Origin of the sequence: Nakamurella panacisegetis, from assembly GCF_900104535.1 — a bacterium.
Classification (GTDB): Bacteria; Actinomycetota; Actinomycetes; order Mycobacteriales; family Nakamurellaceae; genus Nakamurella; species Nakamurella panacisegetis.
Window position 1 is genome coordinate 4,987,480 of the sequence record NZ_LT629710.1, and the last position, 26,391, is coordinate 5,013,870.

Consider the following 26,391-nt stretch of genomic DNA (forward strand, 5'->3'; position numbering starts at 1 on the left):
CGTAGGAGGCACCCCAACGACAACGAACACCGGACAGGTCTTCCGGGAATGTCCTGCTCAGACCACCTGAGCTATGGCACCGGCGCAACATACGGCCGGGTGAGGTTCCCCTTACGGGCGGCCAGATCGATGATCCAAATCGGACACCCGCACACCTCGGGCATCCCTAGACTGCGCGGATGACGGATTCGCAACACGTGTTCGTGTCGTACGTGCATGAGGACTCTGACCGGGTCGACCTTCTCTGCAAGGTGCTGGAAGCAGCGCAGATCCCTTACTGGAGAGACCGCAACAACCTTGGGCCCGGTGACGCGTGGAAAACCAAGATCCGCGAGGCCATCCAGTCGAACGCGTTGGTCTTCTTGCCGTGTTTTTCGGAGCGCTCACGCGCCAAAAGCACGACCCACATGAACGAAGAACTCACTCTCGCAGTGGATGAGTTCCGGAAGATGCCGCCCGGCCGAGTCTGGTTGATGCCCGTCCGATTCGACGATGGGCCGGTACCCGTCTGGGACCTGGGAGCAGGGCGATCCCTCGGCGACCTCAATTACGTCGACCTCTTCGGCGACGCATACGCGGTGGGCGCGGCCGCGCTCGTAGCCGCGGTCAGCCGACTCATGGGCGAGTCTGGTCCCGATGCGGCGACCGTGCAAGCCGCGGTAGCGCAAGCCGACGAAGGCGACCGTCCTTCTCTGGTCCGCCGCCTGACGAAGGAAATGCTGCCGGACCCCGCCCGCCGCATCGAACTAGACGACACCATTAGGCAAGAAACGCGCACGGTACTGACAGCACTTGACGATTCTCAGCGGTTTCCGATTGATACTCTTCCGGGCGCCACTAGGGACCAGCAAATCGTTAGCGTGGTCGAATATGCAACGGCTATCTGGCATCTCGTGCAGCCATTCTGCGAGTCTCTGCAGGTTGCCACCCGATGGGCCGACCTCACGCAGCTTGCGCCTTGGACCGCTGGCCTCCGCTCCTTTGGCAGCGACGCAACGAAGGTGCGAGCTGGGTTCCCCGTGATCACGGATCTACGTCATATCCCTTTGCTGGTCAGCACGATGGCTGTTGGTCTGACTGGCGTGGGCAGCGACCGGTGGGAGAACGTTAAGGCGCTAGTTGTTGACCCCACGGTCACCGGGCGCGGGTCAGAGACCGCCGAGTCCTTGATAAACGTTTCCACCCCGTGGTCCCCCTTTGCTAACCTGGATATGACCGCACATGCTCTTGCCCGCGCCACCGTGTTTGGCGAAGAACCAGCCGCCGCGCTCGCTGTATTCACAGTCGGCAGGGTTGGCCAGTACCACACTCCAGTCAATGAGTGGCTACACGCAATCCTCCGTCCAATGTTTCTTGATCTATTTCCGGACGACGAAACTTATAACCAGGAATTCGACCGCGCAGAGATCATGCTGGGCCTGATCTCAGCGGACATTGGCCTCCAGCGGGCGGAAGGTACCGGCTCGTCGTGGCGGAGGTCTCGCTGGTTCGGACGATCAACATGGCGGGCCGGCCATTCGCACCCCAACATGTTGGCGATCGCCTCGAGCCAGCTCGACCTACAGCAGGCCGACTGGGCGCCGCTTCGCGGCGGCCTATTCGGCCGTGACCCGGCGCGCGCCCGGGCCGCAATCGATACGTACAGGACGACATTTGACCAGGTGAGCAACGAGCGCTCCTGGTAGCTACTCAGCTGCGGTCGGGCTCTGTACCCCACACAGTCACCCGGCCAGGCTCATGCGGATGGTCCCGGACCCGATCGGCGACCGGTCACGGATCTCTTATCGGGCAATGCCGTGGCGTCAGGTTGCGGATAGGAGGCGTTGGTAGAGGTTGCGGGTGGCCGGGCTCGGTGAAACCCCGAGCTGGTCGCGCAGTGTGTCGCAGAGCCGCTGGTACACCTCCAGAGCTTCGGCGAGGTTGTCCTGGGCGGTGAGGGCTTGCATGAGGTAGCGGTAGCCGCTCTCACGTAGTGGGGCGAGTCGGATGAGTTGCCGCCCGGCTCGTTCCGCGCCGGCGAGCTCGGTTCCGGCGATGCCGAGTTCAGCGGCGGCGTAGCACTCCAAGGCGCGTAGCCGCAGCATGTCGAGTTGGTTTCGGATCTCGTTGATCCATGCCGCGTCTTCACCTGGGAGGAACCCCCGTTCGGCGGCGAACAGCGCGACCAGGACCGGCCCCCAGGCGCGGCTCCAGTCTCGTTGCGCGACGGCGGACTCGGCGTGGTGGATCGCGTCGAGTGCGGCTTCCAGGTCGACCCAGGCGCCTGGCATGCAGAGCCGTAGGGTGGCGCGGCCCTCCACAGCCTCGGCGCCCAGTACGCGGCGGAGTTTGGAGATCAGCGGGTTGAGTCGGGCGTCGAAGGCGGCGGGATCGGGCTCGCGCCACAATGCCTCGGCCAACTCGTCCCGCGGGATGTGGCGGTGCCGGTTGGCGACCAGATAGATGAACAGCAGTCGGCCCTGCCGCCCGGGCAGAGCTGTATCCAGGCGCTGCCCGTCGCGTTCGACGGCGAGCTGCCCGCAGATCTGGATCCGCACTGGCCGCGACGCCAAGGTCACGCCATCATGATGGCAGCACCCTGACCCGTCCGGGCAGCGGTTCCGATGCTGATGGTGCGGGAGGTTCGATGGCGAAGATGATCCGCTGCGAGTGCGGATTCGTAGTCCGCGGTGACACCGACGATCAGGTCGTGGGTGCGATCCGGGAACATATGGCCGCCGACCATCCGGCGTTGTTGAAGGCGGTCAGCCGACAGGACCTGCTCGGTTGGATCCAGGTCGAGTAGCCGTGCGCGCGCCGGTACCCGGACGTCGCGGCACGCCAAGGTTGCGCCAACCTCCCGGCAACGGCGGTGTCGTAGAACTTCGCGTAGGCAGTATTCGACCGCGAAGGAGCTCCCGATGACAGCCACGTCGCCCGCAGTGCTGATCGGTGCCGAGGAACTGGCCGGGCGTCTGGGGGAGCCCGACATAGTGGTGGTCGAGGTGGACGTCAACTCCACGGCCTTCGACGAATGGCACATCGACGGCGCCGCCCTCTGGAACGTCTACGCCGACCTCAAGGACACCGAGTACCACACCGTCGACACGACCGGGCTGGAGGAACTGCTGGCCCGCACGGGGATCGGTCCGGACTCGACGGTCGTCTTCTACGGCTACGCCCCGGCGTTGGGCTTCTGGCTACTCAAGTGCTACGGGCACACCGACGTGCGGATCCTGAACTGCTCACGACAGGCGTGGCGGACCGGCGGACACCCCTGGAGCACCACACGCCGCCAGCCGCGGAGCGGCGACTACCGGCTCGGCCAGCCCGACCCGCGGCTGCGGGCCACCCACGCGTCGGTGCGCAACGCGATCGGTGATCCGGGCACCACGCTGCTCGACGTTCGCTCCCGACCCGAGTACGACGGCGAACGGTTCTGGCCCTCCGGCGGCATGGACCCGGACGGCCGCGCCGGACACGTGCCCACCGCGATCCACCAGCCAATCGACGGTCTGTACGACTCGCGCGGGGCCTTCCTTCCCACGGCCGACCTACGCACCCTGTTCTCCTCGGCCGATCTCGACAGCTCCGGCGAGCTGATTACCTACTGCACCATCGGCGGCCGCGCGGCCACCGCCTGGTTCGTCCTCACCCAGCTACTCGGCGGCGACCACGTCCGCGTCTACGACGGCTCCTGGGCTGAATGGGGACGCACCCCCGACACCCCCGTCGATACCAACTATCAGCAACCAATCGGAGGAACCGAAATGCCTGAACTGAACCGCACCGGACTGATCCGGATGAGCCTGGACGAGCCCGAGGAGGTCCGCACGTTCGAGGCCGGCAGCGGTCAACTCGAACTGGTCAACCTGCACGCCGGACCGGTTGGCCGGGCCACCTTCCAGCCTGGCTGGCGCTGGTCGACCCACGTCAAGCCGATCGCCGCCACCGAGTCCTGCCAGGCAGCGCACACCGGCTACTTCGTCTCCGGTCGGATGAAGGTTGTCATGACCGACAGCGGCGAAGAGATCGAGTACGGCCCAGGCGACTTCGCCATCATGGCACCCGGCCACGACGCGTGGATCCTCGGCGACGAGCCCTGCGTGGTCATCGACTGGCAAGGCTTCGCCGACTACGCCAAACCGCACAACTGAACCCCACCTGCGGTGCCAGTGCGGGCGGGCCGCCGGTGCGCCGCTCACCCGCAAGCGGAACCAGCTATGGCAAGAAGTGTGAGTCGCAGCGCGGGATCAGGCAGGTTCGTCAGCAAGGCGACCGTCGCTCGGTGGCCGGGCAAGACCACGACGGAACGCGTCGGATCGGGCACCGCAAACAGGCTCTTCGCAGTTGAGGGTGTAGTCGGGGGTCGGCGCGTCGCTCCGGGGATCGAGTCGAGGTCTTCCGATGATGGTGGTTCCTACGCCGTCCATCTGGAAGACCTCGACATGGCTGACTCTACTTTTGCGACCCCTGATCTGACCACGTTCGCCCGGCTGGACACGCTCGGTCTGCAGGTGACCGGGCAGTTTCTGGAGCCGGACCGGGCGGTGTTGGCCTGTCGAGCCGTCAAGGGGGACGAGCTGTGTCGGGCGTGTGGTGAGCCCGGCCGGCCGCGGGATTCCACCACCCGGCGGCTGGCGCACGAGCCCTTCGGGTGGCGACCGACGATCCTTTTGGTCACCGTCCGCCGGTTCCGCTGCGACGGCTGCGGTTTGGTGTGGCGGCAGGACACCTCGGCGGCGGCCGAACCGCGGGCCCGGCTCTCGCGCGGCGGGTTGCGGTGGGCCCTGACTGCGCTGGTCTGCCAGCACCTAACCGTCGCCAGGATCGCTGAGGCACTGGGCGTTTCATGGAACACCGCCAACGACGCGGTACTGACCGAGGGCCGGCGGGTGCTGATCAGCGACCCGAGCCGCTTCGACGGGGTCAGGGTCATCGGCGTGGACGAGCACGTGTGGCGGCACACCCGCCGGGGGGACAAATTTGTCACCGTCATCATCGACCTGACCCCGGTCCGGGACCGGACCGGGCCGGCCCGGCTCCTGGACATGGTGGAGGGCCGGTCCAAACAGGTGTTCAAGACGTGGCTGTCCCAGCGGCCCGAGACGTGGCGCACTGGTGTGGAAGTCGTCGCGATGGACGGGTTCACCGGTTTCAAGACCGCCGCCGTGGAGGAACTCGACGAAGTCACCGTGGTGATGGACCCGTTCCACGTCGTGCGCCTGGCCGGGCAATGCCTGGAGCTGTGCCGACGGCGGATCCAACTGGCCACCACCGGCCACCGGGGCCACTCCGGCGACCCGCTGTATTCAGCTCGCCGCACCTTGAGTACCGGCGCCGACCTGCTCACCGAGAAACAGCAACTGCGAATCGCGGAACTGTTCGCGAATGAGCAGCATCTGGCCGTGGAAGCCACCTGGGGCGTCTACCAAATCATGATCAGCGCCTACCGTGACCCCAACCGGGCGGCCGGGAAGAACCGGATCCGGCAGCTGATCGACTCCCTCGCCAGCGGCGTCCCGGCCGCTCTGATCGAGGTCCGCACCCTCGGCCGAACCTTGAGGAAACGAGCCAGCGACATCCTGGCCTACTTCGACCGCCCGGGCACCAGCAACGGACCGACCGAAGCGATCAACGGCCGCCTTGAACACCTCCGCGGCTCCGCGTTGGGCTTCCGCAGCCTCACCAACTACATCGCCCGATCACTCATGGAAACCGGCGGATTCAGACCCGGACTACACCTTCGATTGCGATGAGCCCGCAAACAGCCGCACGGTCAACAGGTCGGCATCCACCGGCAAGTTCGTCACACAGGCAACGGTCAACCGCAATCCCGGCGGAACGATCCAGCAGCAGGTCTGACCCGACTACCTCCGTGCGGAGTGGCCGTCGCGCCGCTCCGCGCGGAGGGCTAGAGGCGTCTTACGCGATCTGATCCGGGCGGTACGACGACACCAGCGCCTCATTGGCGCCAGCGACATGGATCGCGACCCGCACGCGGCCGTTGTGACTATCGATGACCGTCGCATCGTGCCGACGCGCACCTAGTGGGACATTGACAGTGGTGCCGGCCACAAATCGGCCGGACTTGGCGGACCGCGAGACGGTCTTAGCCACCGTTGAAGCTGGCTTCACCTTGCGCACGCTCGCGGTCGACGTCGCAGCGGTAACCGACCTTGCGGACTTGGCTGACCGTGCGACCGACTTAGTAGACCGGCTCGTCGTGCCACTGCGCTCGGAGTCCTTCGCGCTCGACATCGTCACCTGCCTCCTACCACGGTCGCTGTCCGGTCAGATCCTTCAAGTATGCGTGCATCACGGCGTCAAGACCAGTAGCAACCTGATTGAGCGTCGATCGCCACTTCCTGCACGTCACTAGGCTAAGGGGTTGCTGAGCACCGCACTCTGCGAGCTTCTTTGCGTCTTGGTGTGCGATTGCGTTTCTCGCGTCGTTGAGTCGGTCCATGTTTGTGACATACCGTGTGTAACGGCTCGGGTACTTGGTTCCAAGGTCATCTTTCAAGCTAACGCCAAATGGGCTGAAGTCATTGCATACGTTGGCCCAATTGGCATTCCCTGTGTCGAGCTTTCGAGCGCGACCCATGAAGACGCGAAAAACTTCGTCTAGTCTGGTGGGTAGCGGAATGGAGTCCAAGACAGCGTTCAGACACTCGTCGTGCAGCTCCCGACAGAAGCCCTGAAATTCTGAGGCCATCCGTACGATCAGCGCGTGGTTGATCTCGGCGATGTTGTACTTTCGCCCACGGGTTCCGCCACTGACTGCCATGTGGGCTGCGAATAGGTTGTCGATGCTGACGGCCCGGTCGGTTCGCCACCCGGCCAGTGCAAGGGACACCATCCTCAGGACCTCCTTAGCTGTTCTGCCCCGAGCGGTTGGTGACGACCGCCGTGCGGTGCACGGGCGGGAAGCCTCGTCGTGCGGTGTGGGTCGATGGTAGTTGTAGCGGTGCAGGAACGGTGACCGGTCAGCGATGCTGCTTGACGTTCCGACTCTCTAGAGATCTAGATGGAGACGAAGTGCGTCGTCGATCTCGGCCAACAAGGATGCCTGTAGCAGCCCCAGAGATGGCCCCACCCGCTCGACCGCGACGGAACGGACCTGTTCGGCCTGGGCCTTGGAGGCCACGCGCAGACCGACAGCGTCGGCGGGAATCAGCACCTGGAACGGGAACACCCGAGCGGTGTTACTGGTCAGGGGCACCACGGTGACAACGCCGCGACCCAGCCTCGCAGCGGCGGAGTTAGCCCGATCGTTGCTCACCACCACCGCGGGCCGCTGCTTGTTGGCCTCGCTGCCCCTGACAGGATCCAAATCGACCAGCCGAATCTCGCCGCGACGCATCAGGACAACCCGTCGGATGCCGTCGTCTCCCACATCTCACGCTCACCTGACCGGTCCCAGTCCTCCCAGGCCGCCGCATAGTCGTCTTCCAGACTGGACCGGCGCAACAATCGAATGGCCTGGTGCAGAGCCGCCGATCGAGATCCCAATCCTGCCCTACGGGCGTGCTCATCCAGCACAGCCACATCGTCATCGGGCAGGCTAACGCTCAGTTTCATACCCCGATGCTACCCGAGTAGCACGCCCTGTGCCGCCCCTGCCGGGAGCCCAGTGCACGACCCGAACGTCTTTCGGTTCCCGAGCGGCAGTCGTGTGCACCGTCGCCTTCCCGCGGCGGTACACACGACTGGAAGGGTCATTTGACGGTATGAACCGCACTGGCTCCGGTGGAGACTCTTGACCTTGGGAACGTGGATGGAGTCATGGGATCTGAGGTTTCACCGGGCAAGCCGACCACCCGTCGGTATTCGCCTGCGGAGAAGGAGCAGGCGGTCCGGCTGGTCCGGCAGTTGCGCTCCGAACTGGGCACCGATCAAGGGACCGTGCACCGGGTCGCGCGGCAGCTCGGTTACGGCGCTGAGTCGGTGCGGTCCTGGGTGCGGCAGGCCGACATCGACGACGGACGCAAGCCGGGAGTGTCGACCAGCGAGGCGAGCCGGATCGCCGAGCTGGAGCAGGAGAACCGAGAATTGAAGCGCGCCAACGAGATTCTGAAGCGGGCAGCCAGTTTCTTCGGGGCGGAGCTCGACCGCCAACACAAGAAGTAGTCGCGTTCATCGACGCCAACCGCGCCGAGTTCGGAGTCGAGCCGATCATCACCACGCTGGCCAGCGCCGAGGTGACGATCGCTCCGAGCAGCTACTACGCCGCCAAGACCCGGCCGCCCTCAGCGCGCCAACAGCGGGACGAGCAGCTGATCCCGCAGCTGCGCGCCCTGTGGCAGGGCAACTATCGGGTCTACGGCGCTCGGAAACTGTGGAAGGCCGCCCGTCGGGCCGGGCACGACATCGGTCGGGACCAGGTTGCCCGGCTGATGCGCGCAGCCGGGATCCAGGGTGTCCGCCGCGGCCGGCAGATCCGCACGACCCGCCCGGACCCGGCGGCGCCGCGGCACCCGGACCTGGTGAAACGGAACTTCACCGCGAAGGAACCGAACCAGCTGTGGGTGACCGACCTGACGTATGTCCCGACGTGGTCCGGCATCGCCTACGTGTGTTTCCTGGTCGATGTGTATTCGCGGATGATCGTGGGGTGGCGGGTCGCGGGCCATATGCGGACCGAGACGGTCCTGGATGCGATCGAGATGGCCCGGTGGAGCCGCGGCACCCGGATCGACGGGTTGCGCTGTCACAGCGACGCCGGCAGTCAATTTACATCCATCCGGTACGGCGAGCGGCTGGCCGAGATCGGTGCCACCCCGTCGATCGGGACTGTCGGGGACTCGTTCGACAATGCGTTGGCCGAGACCGTGAACGGTTACTACAAGGCCGAGTTGATCTACGGACCCGGACGACCCGGACCGTGGCGGACCGTCGAAGATGTCGAGTTGGCGACCCTGGGCTGGGTGCACTGGCACAACACGGCCCGGCTGCACGGCTACCTCGGCGATCTACCACCAGCAGAGTACGAAGCCACGTTCTACGCTACGAAACGGACCGACCAACCCCTGGCCGGAATCCAATAGCTCGAGCCTCCATCAGACCCAGTGCGGTTCAGCTTCTGGTGCTCTCATCAGGCGCCCTATGAGGGTTCGAGTCCCTCCGGCCCCACATTGGTGGCACTCAGTTCTGGCTGCGAACACAGGGGATGTGCTTGGTCATATTCCTCCCGGCGTCCGCAGGGTGTCCGCAGTGAGATCTGCGGCGAGGTCCAGGGCGACACCGACAGCTTCGAAGTCGTTCTCCAACAGGTCGGCGTAGACATCGAGTGTCATGGCCGCCGATGCGTAGCCGAGCACTCGCTGAACGGCCTTCACGTTGGCCCCTGCCACATCGCCAAGGCCGCGGCTGTGTGCCGAAGGTCGCGCGGTGTGACCCTCGGGATGCCAGCGGTTCGCCAGGCGGCTTCGAATCACCCGCGGGTGCCGTTCGGCTGCCGCATGTACCCCCCCAACGGGGCCTCGAAGACCAGCGCATCCCCGTCCTTCCCTTCGCACCGCCGAGCCAAGCGACCGATCAGGAACGCCGGTACCGGCACGGTCCTCTGGTGGTGTGACTTGGGTGTACCGACCTCTACGTATCCGTTCAGCCCGAGCGCGTGGTGAGCCACAGTCAAACGCCGGCGAAGAAGGTTCAGGTCCTGCACCCGCAGTCCGGCCATCTCGCCCCGCCGGGGTCCGCACTACCCCAAGGTCAACACCACGGTGTCGCACTTCCCCGGCCACCGCTAGGTCCTGGAGCTGCCGGTGCGTCAGATACACATGAGGCTTCTGCGCCGTCGCAACGAACAGGCCAAGATTGCAGAATGAGCAGTGATTACCGGTTCCTCACCTTCTGGAGGGTGGGCGGCACCGTGCAAGAGGTGATGGCGGTCCTAGGTGACCCCCAGGCTCTGCCCAGGTGGTGGCCGTCGGTGTATCTGAGCGTCGTCGAAGTCAGCGGCGCGGCACCGGATGGAACAGGCGCGGTGGTTGACCTTCACACCAAGGGCTGGCTTCCGTACACGCTGCGGTGGGCGCTGACGGTCACCGAGCCGATGACCGACAGGGGCTTCGCGCTGACCGCGACGGGGGACCTGACGGGAACTGGTCGGTGGACCTTCACCACCGACGGACCGGAGGTCCTGATCAGTTACGACTGGCAGGTCAGCGCCACCACACCGCTCCTGCGCCGGTTGAGCTGGCTGCTCAAGCCGGTCTTCTCCGCCAACCATCGTTGGGCCATGGCCCGCGGCCAGGAAAGCCTTCGGTTGGAGTTGCGTCGAAGGCGGCCACCCGGTCCGGGCGAAGGACCGGTACCGCCGCCACCGCCGCCGACGTTCCGGTGGCTCACCCGGCGACGCCACCACCTATCCCCGCCGGCCCACTAGTAGCGCCCCCGGTTCGGACCAAGTGGGCTAGCGGAGGTCCGACGCCCGCGGGGAGCGAGATGCTCCCCCGCGATCTCCGCGGAGAGCTGTACCGCAACCGCTTCCCTTCGAGTGCTCCGCATCGCCCAGCTCGGTAACGGCCGCGCAACACCCTGGATGCCGGCGACCCCGGTCGCTAAGATCAGACGGCAAGATCGACGGATCGCCAGGTTTTAGCAGCCGTTAGTCCAGGGCTGGTGCGTGCCTTGGACCTGATGATCGGAGGCTGGCCAATGTCTGATGCAGGTGGAGTTGTGGTTGCCCGGGATCGCGTGTTGCCGGCCACTAGGGCGCTGTCGATCGTGATCATTCCCTTCCTGTTGGTGGCGTTCGTGTTGTTGTTCTTCTGGCCATCTGCCAACGACACGGCACGCCTGTTCGCCTGGCGGATTGTTCCTGATTTCACTTCGATGGTGCTCGGATCGGTATACCTTGGTGGGGCCTACTTCTTCTTCCGCGCCGCGACGGCGACACAATGGCATAGGGTCGGGGGCGGGTTCATTCCAGTGGGGCTGTTTGCCTCGTTGATGGCCGTCGCGACGATCGCGCATTGGGGCAAGTTCATTCACACCAATATCGCGTTCTGGCTGTGGGTCACCCTGTATTTCACGACCCCCTTCCTCGTTTTCGCCGCGTGGTTGTGGAACCGGCGGGAGCAGTTCGGGAGAACCGACGGCGATCCAATGCTGCGGCCGCGCACGACCCTGGTCATTGGCGTGGCCGGCGTCGCTGCGGTGGCGACCTGTGTGTTCCTTTTCTTGACACCGAGGGCGGCGATCGCCATCTGGCCATGGTCGCTCACGGAACTGACCGCCCGGGTAATGGGCGCGATCTTCGCGCTGGGCGCCGCGGGCCTTGGTGCCTTTACTGACAAGCGGTGGACCAGTATGCGGATCCTGCTGCAGGTCGCTGGGGTCATGCTGGTGTTGATCTTCATCGCCGCGGTCCGGGCGCGCTCCGACTTTGACACGACCAAACCGCTGACCTGGGTGTTCGCTGCCGGCTTCCTGGGCATGGCGGTCGGCACGGCAATCCTTTACACCAGGATGGAACGGGCAGCCCGCACCAGCCACGCCGGGCCGTAGCAATGACGTCGGCACAGGATGCTCGTCAGGGGTTTGCGGCTCAACGCAATCAAAGGTGAAGTCCGGGCCTGCAGTGGCAGCAATCGCGTCGGCCCGCTCAGGGTTGAAGCCCTTGACTGGCGGATGGGTGGGGGCCGGCGCGCTGGCGAAGCTGTACACCTTCCGCAGTTGGTCTGCAGCACCCATGATCACGACCACTTTCCAACCAGCTCAACCAACGCGGTGAGCCCCGATCACGGCCTTTCGGGCACGTTGACCAGCGGCTGGAGAAGGATCGAGTCCCTCCGGCTCCACCACGAGTGGCCGCTGCTACCCGATCGCTGACGCGTTCCACGACGGGCGATCGCCGGCCAACTGCGGATCGACTCTCCGTCGCGGGCGGCCATCGGTTCCGGGCCACTGAAGAGGGAGCGGCCCCGCTGACCAGCCCGGGGGCCGGACACAGCGGGGCCGCGCGGTTCGGCCTCACCTGCTGTGGACTCCCGGCCGACTCCGTGTCCAACAAGTTCCCCGATGGGGCTCGCGTAATCCTGCAACGATTCTTTGGCCCTGCGCCCGACGGGTCTTACGGCCCTATGCGTGTGCGCCGCCGCCTGGCTGGATCAACGGCAGATGGTTGCGCTGGCCTAGGAGTTGTGATGATCGCATCCCTGGTACTGGTGTTGGGCTTGATCGCGGTGGCGGCCATCGTGCTGGCCGGTCGTCGAACCAGGCAACGGAATGCGTCAGCGCCGGCGACGACCGCACCGAACGCGTCGTCTCCGAACCGGGTCGGTGGCGGCCAGCCAAGGTTGGACGACCAGTTGGACCGGTGGGTGGCCGCCGGGCTGTTGACTTCGGCGCAGTCGGCCGCCATCCGCGCGCACGAGGCGGCGGCCGAGGCGGCGAGTTGGCACGCGCCGGCCGAAGCGTCGGCTACCGACGACCGCGGCGCGCCGCGTGCGGTGGACCGATTCCGGGGGATGTCCTCCGTGGCCGAGGCGTTGGGGTATCTCGGCGGGGCGCTGGCCCTCGGCGGCCTCGTGTTGTCGGTTTCGCGCTATTGGCCGGACCTGGGCGTGACCGCACGCCTGGCCCTGACCGGCGGCGCGACCGTGCTGTTGTTGGTCGGTGGCGCTCTGGTGCCGCATACCGCCGTCGCGACGATGGCCCGTCTTCGGTCGGTCCTGTGGCTGGTGGCCTCGGCCGCCACGGCCGGGCTGGTCCTGGTCGCGATGCGGGACTGGGCGGGCGTCACCGCGGACCGGACGCTGATCCTGGCCGCGTCGGGAGCGGTGTCCGTCGAGAGCGGGCTGTTGTGGTGGGGACGCAACCGACCGCTTCAACAACTGGGCTTCCTCGCCGGAGGCACGTTGTTCGCCGCCGCCGCGGTGGCCGAGTTCGCCGCACCACCGGCGCCTGCCGGCCTCGCCGTCTGGACCATCGGGGCCGTCCTGGTCGCCGTCGGTCTCCGGCGCCGGATCCAGGCTCCGCGGATGACAGAAACCTTCGGTGCCGTGGCGATCCTCGTCGGTGGGGTGATGGCCTCCAACGGTTGGCCCGGTCCCGGTCTGCTCCTGCTGACCGGTTCCGCACTCGCCTTGGTGGCCGGCGCCCTGGTCCCCGGAATTGCGGCGCAACGCGAGGATCAGTTCGTCCTGGGCCTACCGGGGGCCGTCGGGACGGTGCTCGCCACCCCGGAAACGTTGTCCCACTTCGTCCAAGGTGCGGCCGTGGCGACCGGACTGGTCACCTACGTGGCGGGCCTCGCGCTGTTCTACGTCGGCGATCGCCGCCTCACCCGCCTGCCCATCGTGGTCGAGGTGGCCGGCACCGTCACCGTACTGGCGAGCCCGGCACTCACCTGGAACCAATGGCATGGTTTCGCCCCGACCTTCGGCGCCGCGACGGCCGTTGGGGTGGTGGTACTCGGCATCGTTCGGGACAAGCTGATGCTCTCGGCGGCCGGCTCGGTCGGTCTCCTGGTCAACATCCCGTGGATCATCGTCTGGTACTTCCCCGGACAGGGTCGGGTGCCACTGCTGATCGCGGTGTCCGGCGCGTTGATTCTCTGCATCGCAGTCCTCCTGGCCCGCACCGGTCACCACCGCCACCGCCCGGCGCTCTGACCCGCCCGGTCCCGGCTCAGGCCGACAAGCAGACCGCCGGGAGATCGAACCAGCGCAGCTGTTCGAAGTCCGTCGGCAGCGAGAGTCGGTCCAGCTCAGCCGAATCGGCGGCGGCTCGCGGACGGGCGAGGATCTCCCGTGCCTGCTGCAGATACTTCTCCAAGTCGCTCTCGGGAGCCCGATCATCCTGGTGGGGGTACCGCATCTCGCCGTCCGCGGTGTAACTGATCTGGCCCAGGCGCATCGGCGGTTCCACCGGTCCGAGACGATGGCGCCAGAGGCCGGCGCCGGGGTCGAACCGGTAGTCCGGTAGGAGTCGGCTGCCCTCGCGCGCGACCAGCCGCACCGCCTCGACGAGATAGCCGAACACCGGCTCGGAGATGAAGTAGTTGAAATTGATCCTGACCCACCCCGGCTTGATTCCCTCGCAGCCGTGGGCGATCTCGCGCTCGAACGCCCGCGAGTGGTCCAGGTCGATGCCGAGCAGGCGGTGCCCGTACGGCCCGGCGCAGGAGCAGCCGCCGCGCGACTGGATCCCGAACAGGTCGTTGAGCAGGGACACCACGAAGTTGTGATGCAGGTACCGGCTTTGCGACCCGCGAACCACGAACGAGACGATCGAGAGCCGATCGGCGTCGAGGTTGCCCAGGATCTCGATGTTCGGCTCCTGCTGCCAGGCCGCGATGGCCCGCCGCAGGAAGTGATCCTCGTGGGCGCGGATCACCGTGACACCGACCGCCTGCTTGAGCTGGAACACCAACCCGGCCCTGATCGACTCGACAATGGCCGGCGTGCCGCCTTCCTCCCGCTGGGCCGGGTCGGTGAGGTACCGGTGATCGGTCGGGTTGACATAGGCCACGGTGCCCCCACCAGGCACGTCCGGAACGCGATTGCGGAGCAGTTCGCGCCGGACGACCAGCACCCCTGGAGTGCTCGGACCGCCGATGAACTTGTGTGGACTGAGGAAGATCGCATCCTTGTACGCCAACGGATCCGAACCCGCGGGGCCGTACATCTCGATGTCGATGTACGGCGCCGCGGCGGCGAAATCCCAGAACGACAGGGCGCCGTGTTCATGAAGGAGCCGCGAGATGCCGTGCGTGTCACTGACAATGCCGGTCACATTGCTGGCGGCGGAGAACGACCCGATCTTCAAGGGTCGGGCCGCGTGACGAACCAGCTCCGCTTCCAGGATCCGGACGTCGATGTGACCATCGGCGTCCTGCGGGATCACCACCACGTCGGCGATCGTCTCGCGCCAGGGCAGCTCATTGGAATGGTGCTCGAAGGGGCCGATGAAGACGACCGGCCGCTCCTGCACCGGAATGGCCGCACTGAGCTGGTAGCGATCCTCGAGGGCGGCCGGGATCCGCAACCCGAGGATGCCGACCAGCTTGTCGATGGCGCCGGTGCAACCCGAACCGGCGAAGATGACGACCGTCTCGGCATCGCCACCCACCGCGTCGGAGATGATCGATCGGGCGTCCTCGCGGAGTCTGGTGGTCTGCAGTCCGGTCCCACTGGACTCGGTGTGGGTGTTGGCGTACCGCGGCAGCACCTCGTCCCGCACGAAGTCCTCGATGAACGACAACGCCCGGCCGGACGCGGTGTAGTCGGCATAGGTGACGCGCCGCGGCCCGTACGGGCCCGGCATCACCTGATCGTCGCCGATCACCGACTCCCGGATGCGCCGGAGCAGCGGGGTGTCGCACGGGATGGTCTCGTCCACCTCCCAGACCCTAGTCGCCAAGGGGCCCATCGACCCGGGTCGCCGACTCAGCGACCGAACATCTTGGCGAAGAATCCCCCGCCCGAGGTGCTCGGCTCCGATGCGTGTCCGGGACAGCGCTCGGCGCGGGGCACACCGCGCATGACGGCATCGACGTGCTGGCCGCAGCCGGCCCAGGTGGTCTTGCCGCACTGGCGGCAGTTCACTGCTCGGCACATGTTTGTCACTCCTGGAGGACGAAGGGTCGGTTCCCGTTCGACTATACCCCCTGGGGTATCCGGCGGCCGTCGTGCGAGCAACGGAACAATCCGGGAATCGGCCCGTTGTATACCCGTAGGGGTATCGTTCGAGGTCAGGTCGAAGAGCGGCCCGGGATCACGAGAACTGCGTCCATCGGTACCTTCGACCGGGCGTACCGAGATCGGGCTCCGGCGCCGAGACTGCCGCCACCGGTAGCGTTTCCACATTCACGCCCAGCATTTTCCCAGAGGAGAGCCACCATGGTCGAACTCGACCCGAGCAAGATGACCGCTGTCGTGAATCGACTACGCCGTGCCCAAGGACAGATCGGCGGCGTCCTGAAGATGATCGAGGAGGGCCGGGAATGCCAGGACATCGTGGCCCAACTCGCGGCCGTCAGCCGCGCCGTCGACCGGGCCGGTTTCGCGGTCGTGGCCACCGGTCTCAAGCAGTGCCTGCTGGAATCCGGGGGTCAGGAAACCATCGACACGGCGGCCATGGAGAAGATGTTCCTCTCGCTGGCCTGAGCGCCGATCTCGGGGCCGGGACCAACCGGCTGGTGGATTGCCCACCGGCCGGTTGAGCGCTCAGCGCGCGGTCATGGGTAGTCCGACCTGGCCGGCGTAGTCGAAGGAGTCGTCGACCGCCACGACCTGGATGCCGTGCGCGGCCAGGATGGACGCGGCGATGGAGGCGCGGTAGCCGCCGGCGCAATGCACCCACACCTCGCCCGCCGGAACCTCAGCCAGACGCCCCAGCAACTCGTGCAACGGGATACCCACCGCACCCTGGATATGGGACCTGTCCCACTCGGCCCGGCGCCGCACATCCAGGATCGTCACCGGGCGGTGATGACGGACCTGGACCAGATCGGCGAACGTCGCCCGCTCGATCCGGCCCAACGAATCGTCCGTCCACTCCGCCGGCCCGCCGACGGCTGCCGCCGCCGGCCGATCGATCCCGATCCGCACCAACTCCCGCTGCGCCTGCGCCACCTGCTCCGCGCTCTCACCCAACAACGTCAACGGCGTACCCCACGGAAACAGCCACCCCAGATACGTCGCGAACTGCCCGTCCAAACCGAAATTGAACGTGCCCCGCACGTGCCCGGCCGCAAACGCCGTCCGCGACCGCAGATCCACCAACCACTCCCCGGCCTCCAACCGGGCGCGCAACTGCGCCTTGTCGGCCGGCTCCGGCGCCGACAGATCAGGCGCCCCCGGCCCCGCCGCGTTGGCCGGACCCATCCGCGCGTAGTACGCCGGCCACGCGTCCAACCCACCCAACAACTCGTCGACCCAGGCCTGCTCGGCCATCGTCAACGCCGGATTCATCCGCTTCTCCTGCCCGATGGTCGACGCCGTGGCCTCGGACTGCGTCGCCGAACAGAAACTGCCGAACCCGTGGGTGGGCAACACCTGCGCCGCATCCGGCAACGACTCGGCCAGCCGATGCGCCGACGCGTACTGATGGTGCACCAGAGCATGCGTGTGATCCGGACCCAACAGATCCGGCCGCCCGGTCGACCCGAACAGCAACGACCCGCCGGAGAACACCCCGACCTGCTCCCCCTCCGCCGACAGCACATACGACAGATGCGTGAACGTGTGACCCGGCGTCGCCATCACCTCGACTCGCATCGACGGACCGACCTCCACCACCTGGCCGTCCACCACCGGCACCCGATCAAAGGCCACCTCATCAGCGGCATTGACGTGATACGCCGCCCCCGTCACCCGAGCCAACGCCAAACCCCCGGTCACGTAGTCGTTGTGCAGATGCGTCTCGAACACGTGAGTGATCCGCACACCCGCCGCCGACGCCAACTCCAACACCCGATCGATGTCACGCTGCGGATCCACCACCAACGCCACCCGACCGTCATGCACCAGATAACTGCGATCCCCCAACGTCGGGGTATCGATCGGAACAATGGCCACCATCGGTGAGAGTCCTCTCGGAAGTTGCTTCTCAGGCCCGGTCCTGAGTCCGGCAAGGCGTGCTGGTTCAGGACCGACCGTCATTCGACGGTATACCCCAGGGGGTATCTAGTCAGTCCAACCGTTTGCCCTGCCGAGGCATTCCATCGGCGGCACGAGCCCGCGGGTGATCACGACCGGGCCGAGAGAGGTGGTGCGGCACTCTCGGCCCCGGCGGTCACGCCGGTCGAGTGCAACCGGATCAGGAGGGCCCGGCATGGGTGGAAACGAGCGTGATGGCGCCCTCGTCCTCCTGCGCGTTGTGCAGCCGGAGGATCGCGTACAGCCCGTAGAGCAACCGCCGCAGCTCCACCACGTCACCTCCGGCGGCGTCGGTCGCTTCGGTTCCGGTCACGAGCCGGTGCAGACGGTTGATCTGGTGCTCGATCTCGGCGTGGGTCCGACTCAGCCCGGCCGTGCTGTCCGACCCGCCGAGTGCCCGGGCCACGAGCGGGACCAACTCCTGCTCGTCGGCGCGTTCGTGCGGGAGCAGTTCGGCCTCCAGCCGGTGCAGCAGGGCGCGGACCGGGGCCAGGTCGGCATTGTCGTCCGACAGGCCGTCGGCCACGGTGCAGACAAGTTCCACCACCGGTAGGACGGCTTCGTGTTGAGCGCGCAGGGTCGCCGCCGTTGCCACCTCGGCGCCGCTGAGCGGTGCTCGCTGTCCACGGGCCGGCAGCACCGCACGCAGTGCGATGACGATGGCCAGGACGTCGATGCCTTCCTGGAGGACGGCACCGACCGCCGGCACGAGCAGGCCGGCCGCGGCCATGGCCATCGCGACCAGGGACAGGCCCATACCGGTGAGCACCGCCTGCAGCGCAATGCCCTTGGAACGCCGGGCGATCAGGATCGCCGCCGCGATGGCGTCGATGCGATCCACGGTGAGCACGACGTCCGCCGCTTCGGAGGACGCGGTCGAACCCCGGGCGGCCAACGCCACTCCCGCTCCGGCCGCCGCCAGTGCGGGCGCGTCGTTGATGCCGTCGCCGACCATGATCGTCCGCGCGGCGACCGACTCCCGTCCGATCGCGGCCAGCTTCTGGGCGGGATCGCAGTCGGACAGCACCTCGTCCACGCCCACGATGCGGCCCACCATCTCGGCGACATCGCGCCGGTCCCCGGTGAGCAGCACGACCCGGGAGATGCCGGCCTCGCGTAGGGCGCGGAGCATCCGGGGGGCGTCCGGACGGATCGGATCCTCCAGCAGCACCGCCCCCGCCGCCTGGTCGTCAACGGCCACGAAGACAGCGAGGGCGCTGTCGATCTCGGCCCGCCGTTGCGCCCGGCGAGCCCAGTCCGGGGTGTCGTCCCCGAGGATCCACGCCGCCTTACCGATGCGGATCCGATGCCCGTCCACCCGTCCCTGCAGGCCGTATCCGTGGACCTCACTCACGTCGTCCGGTGCGGACAGCGGTAGCCGGCGGCGGGCGGCGGCGGAGACGATCGCACCGGCCAGAACGTGGGGCGACACCTGATCCAGCGAGGCGGCCAGCCGCAGCAACTCGTCGGCCTCCAGATCGGACCGGGTGAGGACGTCGGCGACCTCGGGACGGCCCTGGGTCAGCGTTCCGGTCTTGTCGAACAACATGACCTGCCCGGCGGCCAGTTTCTCCAGGGCCCCGCCGCCCTTGATGACCACGCCGACCCCGGCCGCCCGCGACAAGCCCGACATGATCGCGATCGGCGCGGCCAGCAACAACGGGCACGGGGTGGCCACCACCAGCACGGCGACGGCACGGACTGCATCGCCGCTGGCCAGCCAGGCTCCGCCGGCCAGGGCCAGGGTGAGCGGCACGAAGTAGAGGGCGAACCGGTCCGCCGTGCGGACGAACGGGGCCGAGGACGCCTGGGCCGCTTCGACCAGGCGCACCACTCCGGCGTAGGTGGATTCGGCGGCCGTCGCGGTGGTGACCAGGTCGAACCCCGGGCCGGCGTTCACCACCCCGCTCCGGACGTCGTCGCCGCTCTGCCGCTCCACCGGCAACGGTTCACCGGTCAGGGCCGACTCATCCAGCACCGCCGGACCGAGCAGCCGACCGTCGACGGGGACGATCTCGCCGCTGCCGACCATCAGGCGATCGCCGAGGGCAACCTGCGCGACCGGGATCTCACGGATGCTGTCCAGCTGCCGGAGGCGGGCCGTCTGCGGAGCGCGGGCCACCAGCAGGCTCAGTTCGCGGCGGGCCCGCGCCCCGGCCCGCGCCTCCAGCAGCGCGCCACTGGCGAGCATGACCGCGATCATCGCTCCCGCGAACGGTTCGCCGACGACCAGGGCGCCGCCGAGCGCCAGCAGCGCGATCACGTCCACGCTGGGCTGCCGCCTCAACAGGGCCCTCGCCGTCGACGTCACCGAGAAGACCAGACCGATGACGGTGGCGGCAATCCACAGGCCATCGGCCGCGCCGGTGGCCCGCGCCACCCGCGCCGCGAGTCCGGCTCCCAGCAGAGCCGCCGACACGCCGAACAGCCACGGCTCGAGATTCGCCTTGAGGTACTTCACCAGTCCAGCCCGGGTCACCCACCCATCCTGCGGGCCGCCCCGGCCGGAACCAGGGTCGAACGGCCCCACCTGGCGAACCGGACCCATCAACGAGATCCATCGACAACGCCCGGATCGGCCCTCGGGCGCGGGGGCTCTCAGCCCACCGTGAACTCCTGGTACATCCCGGCCGAGTAGTGATTCTGCAGATTGCACAGCAGTTCGTAACGCCCGGGAGCCAGCATCAGGGTGACCCAGCCGACCTGGCCCGCGCCGATCCCCTCGCCCGACCCAGCCGCGCAACCGTTCGAAGCCTCGCCCCGGCTGCCGGTCTCGTCGACCTTGCCGTCGGACCCGACGCTCCGCTGACCGGCGGCGGCTCCCGCGGCCAGGGGCAGGATCACCAACTCGTGGGTGCGCCATCCCATGTTCTGCGCCACGAAACTGACCTGGCCGGCGGCGACCGTGGACGGGCGAGCGCGGAGCATCATGTGAGAGCCCACCGGGGCGATGCCACCCATCATGCGGGTCATGCCCATGTCGGCCAACGTCACGTCCACCCGATGGCCGGGCAACGAGGCCGGGGCGGAGCACGTCAACCGGGAGAACACGTAGCCCCGTTCCTGACCCATCATTCCTGGCCCCATCGCCGCTCCGGTCGACGTGGATGCGTTCATCGACCGGCCGGCCGGTGCTCCGACCGTGCAGCCAGCCGCAGCCCCGAGCAGGGCCACCAGGGCCACCAGGACCGCCGGGCCCGCCCCGCGATTCCGCGTTGTGCGCACTCACCGAGTGCACCATCCGCCGATCCGAAGTCACAAGGCGTACAAGACCTCTCCCGTCCGGTCATCGGTCCTCACCCACCGATGACCTTCGACTCTTGTCCCAGGCAGATGATCCGCCGCCCCGGGTCGTGCACACTTGCGATCATGACGTCCGAGAACGAACCGCGCCCGGCCCCCGCCGGCTCGGCCGTGGCTGACGCCCGCGAGCCGATCACCCCGTCCGCAGCGCACCGGACCGGCCTGTTCGGGCTGGCCCTCGGCGCGATCGGGGTCGTGTTCGGCGACATCGGGACGAGTCCGCTGTACGCGATGCAGACCGTCTTCTCGATCGACCACAACGCGGTGCAACCGACATCGAACGACGTCTACGGCGTCATCTCGCTGGTGTTCTGGTCGATCACCCTGATCGTGTCGGTGAAGTACGTGGTCTTCATCCTGCGGGCCGACAACGACGGCGAGGGCGGGATCATGGCCCTGGCCGCCCTCATCCGGCGCCAGCTCGGAACCCGCAGCCGGCGGGTCGCCGTGGCCATGATCCTGGGCGTGATCGGGGCGGCACTGTTCTACGGCGACAGCCTGATCACCCCGGCCATCTCGGTGCTGTCGGCGGTCGAGGGCATCGAAGTGGTCGCCCCCAGCGCACACCGCGTGGTGCTTCCGGTCGGCATCGCCATCGTCGCTGTCCTGTTCCTGGTCCAGCGCATCGGGACGCACAAGATCGGCCGGTTGTTCGCGCCCGTCATGGTGGTGTGGTTCGTGGTGCTGGCCGTCACCGGGCTCCCGCAGATCGTCGCCCACCCCGGGATCCTGCGCGGCCTGTCCCCACCTACATCGTCAGTTTCGTCACCGATCACCCCTACACCGCGTTCATCGCGATGGGCGCTGTGGTCCTGTCGATCACCGGAGCCGAGGCGCTCTACGCCGACATGGGGCACTTCGGGCGACGGCCGATCCGCGCCTCCTGGTTCTTCTTCGTCTTCCCGGCCCTGGTCATCAACTACCTCGGCAGGGTGCCCTGATCCTGCACACGCCGTCGGCCATCGCCAACCCGTTCTACCTGCTGGCACCGAACTGGGCTCGGATCCCGTTGGTCGTCCTGGCCACCTTCGCCACCGTCATCGCCAGCCAGGCCGTCATCTCCGGTGCCTTCTCCGTCTCCCGGCAGGCGGTCCGGCTCGGGTTCCTGCCGCAGCTGACCGTCCGGCACACCTCGAAGGCCGAGGGCGGCCAGATCTACGTTCCGGCAGTCAACTGGCTGCTGTTCGCCGGCGTGTTCGTGCTGATGATCACCTTCGAATCGTCCAGCAAGCTGGCCACGCCTACGGCCTGGCCGTCACCGGCACCCTGCTGCTCACCACGACGCTGTTCCTGATCCTGGCCGGCTCCAGCTGGCGCTGGCCGATGTGGCGGCTGGTGGTGATCGGGGTGGTGTTCGGCGGCGTCGAGCTGACCTTCTTCGCCGCCAACCTGACCAAGGTGGTCCACGGGGGTTGGCTGCCGCTCATCATCGCGCGGCGATCGTCACCGTCATGATGACGTGGCAGCGTGGTCGGCAGTTGATCACCGGCCGACGCATCGAGGCCGAGGGGCCGCTCCGGCGTTCGTGGAGAAGCTGCGGGCGAACCCACTGCCGCGAGTACCTGGCACGGCGGTCTTCCGCACCCCGGCAAGACCACGACACCCCTGGCCCTACGGGCCAACACCGAGTTCAACCAGGTCCTGCACGAGCACGTTGTCATCGTCTCCCTGCAGGCCGAGAACGTTCCGCACGTCGACCCGCGGAGCAGATCACGGTCGACGAACTGGGATACGGCGACGACGGCATCGTGCACCTGGCCGTCCGGGTCGGGTTCCAGGACGATCAGGACATCCCCCGCATGCTCCGCACCGCGGTCGGGATGAGCTCGGAGTTGCAGTTCGACCCGGAGACGGCGTCCTACTTCCTGTCCCGCATCGCCATCGAACGCGGCACCGCGCCCGGCCTGGCGACGTGGCGCAAGCGCCTGTTCATCGGCCTGTCCCACAACGCCGCGAACCCGGCGACTGCGTTCCACCTCCCGGAGGACCGGACGGTCGTCATGGGGTCGCGCATCGCTCTGTAGCCGGCGCCGGGTACCCGTCCTCGGCGGAAGGCCGTTCTCGGGCAACGGGTCGCGCCGGCCCGGGATCAGAACAACGGCTCGCCGATCGGCATCGGCGGCGGCCCGTCGAACAGGGCACTGACCGACTCGCCGTTGTGGATGCGCCGGACCGCCTCGGCCAGGGCGGGCGCGATCGACAGCACGGTGAGCTTGTCGGTGCGCTCGGACACCGGGATGGGAACGGTGTTGGTGCAGACGATCTCGAGGACGTCCGGCTGATCGCCGATCCGTTTCAAGGCACCGCCGGCGAACAGCCCGTGGGTGCAGGCGACCCGGATCGATCGGCATTTCAGCTCGCGGAGCCGTTCGAGCAGTTCCAGGATGGTGCTGCCCTTGGCGATCTCGTCGTCCAGCACGATGATGTCGCGCCCGGCGATCTCACCGATCACCGCACTGATGCTCACCCGGTCGTCCGCGAACCGCTGCTTGGCGCCGGCCGCCACCGGACCCCGAGCAGCCGCGCGAAGGCCGCGGCCTCCTTGGCGTGCCCAGATCGGGCGAGACGACCGTGGTGTGGACAGATCATTGCCGCGGAAGTGACCGGCCAGCTCCCGCAGCGCATGCAGGTGATCGACGGCACGCTGAAGAACCCGTGGACCTGGGTGAGTGCAGCGTCATGGCCAGCACCCGCGACGCCCCGGCCGTCACCAGCAGATCGGCAACCAGGCGCGCGCCGATCGAGATACGCGGCGCCTCCTTCTTGTCGGATCGGGCGTACGCGTAGTGCGGATCACGACCGTGGTGCGCGCGGCCGACGCGCCGCGTGCGGCGTCGAGCATCAGGAGCAACTCGACCAGGTTCTCCTGAACCGGCGTGACCAGCGGCTGGATCAGGAAGACGTCCCGTTCACGGCAGTTGGCCTGCAGCTGCACCTCGAGGCAATCGTTGGCGAACCGCTGTACTCGCACCGGCAGCAAGGGCACCTCGAGCTGGGCGCACACCTCCGCGGCCAATTCCGGATGCGCACTGCCACTGAAGACCGCGATGTCTCGCAAGACGCGCCCCTGTTCTCGTCGATGCTTCCAGGCTGTCGGTGCGGACGTCCGTTCCGTCGGGCCTCGGGCCGGATCGCCCTCGGATGGCGCCGGTTGGAAGTCTACGGGCGGACTTGCGGCCGGTCTGCACGCGCCTCCCGGCGTTCGAGGAGGTCGATGCGACAATCCTCGCGTTCCGACTTTCGTCCGACGATCGGGTAATCGCCGCTCACGGACGAAAAACCCAGGTGGAAGGATCTGACATGAATGCTCCCGAGGACGATCGTCGCGACACTCCGGCGTCCTGGGGCGACTACAGCTCCGAGGACACCCAGATCGTGCATCCCGGGGCCGGCGGCTCCGACCGATCGGCGGTGGGGCCCGACGCGCAAGCCGAGCCCTTCTCCCACCCGACATCAGCGGCGAACCCGCCGGTCGACGACCGGACCCAAGTGGTGACCCCCGTCTCCGGGGACGATCCGGCCTGGAAGCCGTCGTACACCCCGGCCTCGGACTACTCGTCCCAACCGACGATGACGTCCGTCTTCCCGCCCTCGACGCCGGGTTACGCCCCGGCCGGGCACCCGGCCGCATACGCGCCTCCGGCCCAGGTCGCGGCCCCGACCACGTCCACGCCCGAGGCGGTGCCGTCCTCGCGGGTCCGTCCGGCCTTCCTGACCGCCCTGATCGGCCTCGTCCTGTCCGCCGGGGGCGTGTATCTGGGGGTGAAGTACGGCATCGCCGCCGCAGCCGACCGCGGAGCGAATCTCTCCGTGCTCAAGCATGCGTCGATGGCGGCGGCGGGCGCCGTCCTGCTGTTCGCCGCGCTCGCCCTGAACGGGTGGTCCCCATGGGCGACGGTCATCCCGGGCATCGGCCTGACCGGCATCGGCGGCTGGACGCTCTTCAGCGCCTCCGGCCTGGCGCACGTCAACAACTGGACGAAGTGGGCCTTCTCGGGCCAGCAGTTCAATGCCTGGAACGTCGCCGGCTTCACCCTGATCGTCGGCGTGATGATGCTGGCGGCGAGTGTGGCCGCCACGCTGGCCCGAGCATCGGGCAAGCGCGACGGCCACATCATCGGCAGCCGACGCCTGAGCTAGAGCCCAAGGGCCAGTTTGAGATCGGGCAGCATCAGCGCGATGGCGCGCGTCCACGGTGCGACAGCTGGTCCTTCTCGGCCGGCGTCAGCTGGGCCGAGGTCCGGCCGTCGCCGGCCACGTCGCTCTCGGCCGGGACGAACAGCGGGTCGTAACCGAAACCGTTGCTCCCACCGGCTTCCCTGACGATGCGTCCTCGCCACTCACCCCGGCGGATCACCGGTTCGGCGCCGGGAACGGCCAGAGCCAGGGCACAGACGAACCCGGCGCCTCGACGGTCATCGGGCACGTCGGCCAGCTGGGCCAGCAGCAGCGCGTTGTTCGCGGCGTCCTCGCCGTGACGTCCGGCCCAGCGGGCCGACAGCACGCCGGGCATCCCGTTGAGGGCATCGACGGCCAGGCCGGAGTCGTCGGCCAGGGAGATCTCGCCGGTCGCGGTCGCGGCCTGCACCGCCTTGGCCACCGCGTTCTCTCCTCGAAGGTGGCGCCGATCTCCGGTTCGTCGGGGAACTCGGGCACGTCACCCAGACCCAGGACGGTGACCTGGTCGCCCAGGATCCTTTGCAACTCGCCCAGCTTCCGGTTGCGGGTGGCCAGCAGAACACGGCTCACAGCTTCGCCTCGAGATCCTTCGGGTAGGGCTGGGCCAGGGCCACCCGCTGCAGGTCGGTGAGCGTCTTGATACCGGCCAGGGCCGAGTCCAGCATGGCGTCCAGGGTTGACCGCGAGTAGGTGGCGCCCTCCGCGGTGCCCTGGACCTCGACCAGGGTGCCGACGTCGGTGGCAACAATGTTCATGTCCCCTCGGCGCGGGAGTCCTCCTCGTACGGCAGGTCCAACCGGACCCGGCCGCCGACGACCCGACCGACACGGCGGCGATCTGACAGGACAACGGCTGCGGATCGGACAGCGCTCCGGCCCGGCGTAGGTAGGTCACCGCGTCAGCCAGGGCCACGTAGGCGCCAGTGATCGCCGCGGTGCGGGTACCGCCGTCCGCCTGCAGCACGTCGCAGTCGACGGCGATGGTGTTCTCCCCCAGCGCCGACAGGTCGACACAGGCCCGCAGGGAACGTCCGATCAACCGGGAGATCTCGTGGGTGCGGCCGCCGACCCGGCCTTTGACCGATTCCCGGTCGCTGCGTTCGTGAGTCGCCGACGGCAGCATGGCGTACTCCGCGGTGAGCCACCCGAGCCCGGACCCTTGCGCCACCGCGGCACTCCACGGGTCACCGATGCGGCACACAGCACCTTGGTGCCGCCGAACTCGACCAGCACCGAGCCGGCCGGATGGGTCTGGAACCCCCGGGTGAACGTGATCGGGCGCAGTTCGTCGTCGGCTCTTCCATCTTCTCTGACCA

At 67.7% G+C, this 26,391-nt stretch carries 19 protein-coding genes, 5 pseudogenes and 1 other annotated feature; of the genes and pseudogenes, 12 read left to right on the forward strand and 12 right to left on the reverse strand.

What is annotated here, in order from left to right:
• Positions 1 to 179 precede the first annotated feature (179 nt).
• Positions 180 to 1,685, forward strand: coding sequence for a toll/interleukin-1 receptor domain-containing protein (locus BLS97_RS22420; RefSeq protein ID WP_090480844.1), 1,506 nt, complete (start codon positions 180 to 182; stop codon positions 1,683 to 1,685).
• A 117-nt stretch (positions 1,686 to 1,802) separates the two neighbouring features.
• Here BLS97_RS22420 and BLS97_RS22425 read toward each other — a convergent pair whose 3' ends face one another.
• The gene (locus BLS97_RS22425; RefSeq protein ID WP_197676322.1) at positions 1,803 to 2,558 is read right to left on the reverse strand and encodes an AfsR/SARP family transcriptional regulator; all 756 of its coding nucleotides are present in this window, start codon (positions 2,556 to 2,558) and stop codon (positions 1,803 to 1,805) included.
• A 68-nt stretch (positions 2,559 to 2,626) separates the two neighbouring features.
• On the opposite strand from BLS97_RS22425, the gene BLS97_RS23155 reads away from it, so the two are divergent.
• From BLS97_RS23155 to BLS97_RS22435, 4 genes and pseudogenes are all read left to right on the forward strand, one after another.
• Complete coding sequence (locus tag BLS97_RS23155) at positions 2,627 to 2,785, forward strand: DUF1059 domain-containing protein (protein WP_157695637.1); 159 nt, start codon at positions 2,627 to 2,629, stop codon at positions 2,783 to 2,785.
• A gap of 115 nt (positions 2,786 to 2,900) precedes the next feature.
• A pseudogene (locus BLS97_RS24630) lies at positions 2,901 to 3,680 on the forward strand (sulfurtransferase); the annotation flags it as partial.
• 69 nt (positions 3,681 to 3,749) lie between these two features.
• The gene (locus BLS97_RS24635; protein ID WP_407938089.1) at positions 3,750 to 4,136 is read left to right on the forward strand and encodes a cupin domain-containing protein; all 387 of its coding nucleotides are present in this window, start codon (positions 3,750 to 3,752) and stop codon (positions 4,134 to 4,136) included.
• Between the two features lie 291 nt (positions 4,137 to 4,427).
• Entirely contained in the window at positions 4,428 to 5,738 is a 1,311-nt protein-coding gene (locus tag BLS97_RS22435) for an ISL3 family transposase (protein ID WP_090475678.1), read from the forward strand.
• A 1,259-nt stretch (positions 5,739 to 6,997) separates the two neighbouring features.
• Here the strand turns inward: BLS97_RS22435 and BLS97_RS22445 are convergent.
• Entirely contained in the window at positions 6,998 to 7,348 is a 351-nt protein-coding gene (locus tag BLS97_RS22445) for a type II toxin-antitoxin system PemK/MazF family toxin (protein WP_172832405.1), read from the reverse strand.
• Entirely contained in the window at positions 7,345 to 7,563 is a 219-nt protein-coding gene (locus tag BLS97_RS22450; RefSeq protein WP_090480857.1) for a ribbon-helix-helix domain-containing protein, read from the reverse strand. The genes BLS97_RS22445 and BLS97_RS22450 overlap by 4 nt, the downstream gene beginning before the upstream one ends.
• Positions 7,564 to 7,767: 204 nt before the next feature.
• Between BLS97_RS22450 and BLS97_RS22455 the strand changes: the two genes are divergently transcribed.
• Positions 7,768 to 9,029, forward strand: a protein-coding gene (locus BLS97_RS22455) for an IS3 family transposase (protein ID WP_090480860.1) whose coding sequence is annotated in 2 segments (ribosomal slippage) — positions 7,768 to 8,071 and positions 8,071 to 9,029 — 1,263 coding nt in all. Because the reading frame shifts where the segments join, the coding sequence is not laid out codon by codon here.
• Positions 8,067 to 8,198, forward strand: a sequence feature (AL1L pseudoknot). Its footprint overlaps the gene before it by 132 nt.
• Before the next feature lie 132 nt (positions 9,030 to 9,161).
• Here the strand turns inward: BLS97_RS22455 and BLS97_RS23160 are convergent.
• Positions 9,162 to 9,320, reverse strand: a complete 159-nt coding sequence (locus BLS97_RS23160; RefSeq protein WP_157695638.1) for a hypothetical protein — start codon at positions 9,318 to 9,320, stop codon at positions 9,162 to 9,164.
• A 488-nt stretch (positions 9,321 to 9,808) separates the two neighbouring features.
• Between BLS97_RS23160 and BLS97_RS22465 the strand changes: the two genes are divergently transcribed.
• The 3 genes from BLS97_RS22465 to BLS97_RS22475 all read left to right on the forward strand — a co-directional run bounded on the left by BLS97_RS22465 (position 9,809) and on the right by BLS97_RS22475 (position 13,604).
• Positions 9,809 to 10,372: an SRPBCC family protein gene (locus BLS97_RS22465; RefSeq protein WP_090480865.1), complete on the forward strand. Its 564-nt coding sequence runs from the start codon at positions 9,809 to 9,811 to the stop codon at positions 10,370 to 10,372.
• A gap of 245 nt (positions 10,373 to 10,617) precedes the next feature.
• Positions 10,618 to 11,496 carry a hypothetical protein gene (locus tag BLS97_RS22470; protein WP_157695639.1) on the forward strand — a complete coding sequence of 293 codons (879 nt, stop codon included), beginning with the start codon at positions 10,618 to 10,620 and terminating at the stop codon, positions 11,494 to 11,496.
• A gap of 638 nt (positions 11,497 to 12,134) precedes the next feature.
• Positions 12,135 to 13,604: a DUF2157 domain-containing protein gene (locus tag BLS97_RS22475; protein WP_157695640.1), complete on the forward strand. Its 1,470-nt coding sequence runs from the start codon at positions 12,135 to 12,137 to the stop codon at positions 13,602 to 13,604.
• Between the two features lie 16 nt (positions 13,605 to 13,620).
• Here BLS97_RS22475 and BLS97_RS22480 read toward each other — a convergent pair whose 3' ends face one another.
• Together BLS97_RS22480 and BLS97_RS23305 are read right to left on the reverse strand one after the other, a co-directional pair.
• Entirely contained in the window at positions 13,621 to 15,363 is a 1,743-nt protein-coding gene (locus BLS97_RS22480) for an aminotransferase class V-fold PLP-dependent enzyme (protein WP_090480874.1), read from the reverse strand.
• A gap of 17 nt (positions 15,364 to 15,380) precedes the next feature.
• Complete coding sequence (locus BLS97_RS23305) at positions 15,381 to 15,551, reverse strand: hypothetical protein (protein WP_090473984.1); 171 nt, start codon at positions 15,549 to 15,551, stop codon at positions 15,381 to 15,383.
• Between the two features lie 282 nt (positions 15,552 to 15,833).
• Here BLS97_RS23305 and BLS97_RS22490 point away from each other — a divergent pair, with 282 nt between their 5' ends.
• Entirely contained in the window at positions 15,834 to 16,100 is a 267-nt protein-coding gene (locus BLS97_RS22490; RefSeq protein WP_090473985.1) for a metal-sensitive transcriptional regulator, read from the forward strand.
• A 60-nt stretch (positions 16,101 to 16,160) separates the two neighbouring features.
• Here BLS97_RS22490 and BLS97_RS22495 read toward each other — a convergent pair whose 3' ends face one another.
• The 3 genes from BLS97_RS22495 to BLS97_RS22505 form a co-directional block, all read right to left on the reverse strand.
• Positions 16,161 to 17,516: an MBL fold metallo-hydrolase gene (locus BLS97_RS22495; protein WP_090473986.1), complete on the reverse strand. Its 1,356-nt coding sequence runs from the start codon at positions 17,514 to 17,516 to the stop codon at positions 16,161 to 16,163.
• A 238-nt stretch (positions 17,517 to 17,754) separates the two neighbouring features.
• Positions 17,755 to 20,142: a heavy metal translocating P-type ATPase gene (locus BLS97_RS22500; RefSeq protein ID WP_090480877.1), complete on the reverse strand. Its 2,388-nt coding sequence runs from the start codon at positions 20,140 to 20,142 to the stop codon at positions 17,755 to 17,757.
• Between the two features lie 50 nt (positions 20,143 to 20,192).
• Positions 20,193 to 20,819, reverse strand: a complete 627-nt coding sequence (locus BLS97_RS22505) for a hypothetical protein (protein ID WP_090473988.1) — start codon at positions 20,817 to 20,819, stop codon at positions 20,193 to 20,195.
• A gap of 144 nt (positions 20,820 to 20,963) precedes the next feature.
• Here BLS97_RS22505 and BLS97_RS22510 point away from each other — a divergent pair.
• Positions 20,964 to 22,921: pseudogene (locus tag BLS97_RS22510) on the forward strand (potassium transporter Kup).
• 65 nt (positions 22,922 to 22,986) lie between these two features.
• Here the strand turns inward: BLS97_RS22510 and BLS97_RS24640 are convergent.
• Positions 22,987 to 23,955, reverse strand: a pseudogene (locus BLS97_RS24640) (ribose-phosphate diphosphokinase).
• Between the two features lie 242 nt (positions 23,956 to 24,197).
• Between BLS97_RS24640 and BLS97_RS22520 the strand changes: the two are divergent.
• Complete coding sequence (locus tag BLS97_RS22520) at positions 24,198 to 25,037, forward strand: RAD23 family protein (RefSeq protein WP_090473990.1); 840 nt, start codon at positions 24,198 to 24,200, stop codon at positions 25,035 to 25,037.
• A 31-nt stretch (positions 25,038 to 25,068) separates the two neighbouring features.
• Here the strand turns inward: BLS97_RS22520 and BLS97_RS22525 are convergent.
• A pseudogene (locus BLS97_RS22525) lies at positions 25,069 to 25,646 on the reverse strand (non-canonical purine NTP pyrophosphatase).
• Positions 25,643 to 26,391 (reverse strand): annotated as a pseudogene (gene rph, locus BLS97_RS24645) (ribonuclease PH); the annotation flags it as partial. The pseudogenes rph and BLS97_RS22525, both read right to left, overlap by 4 nt.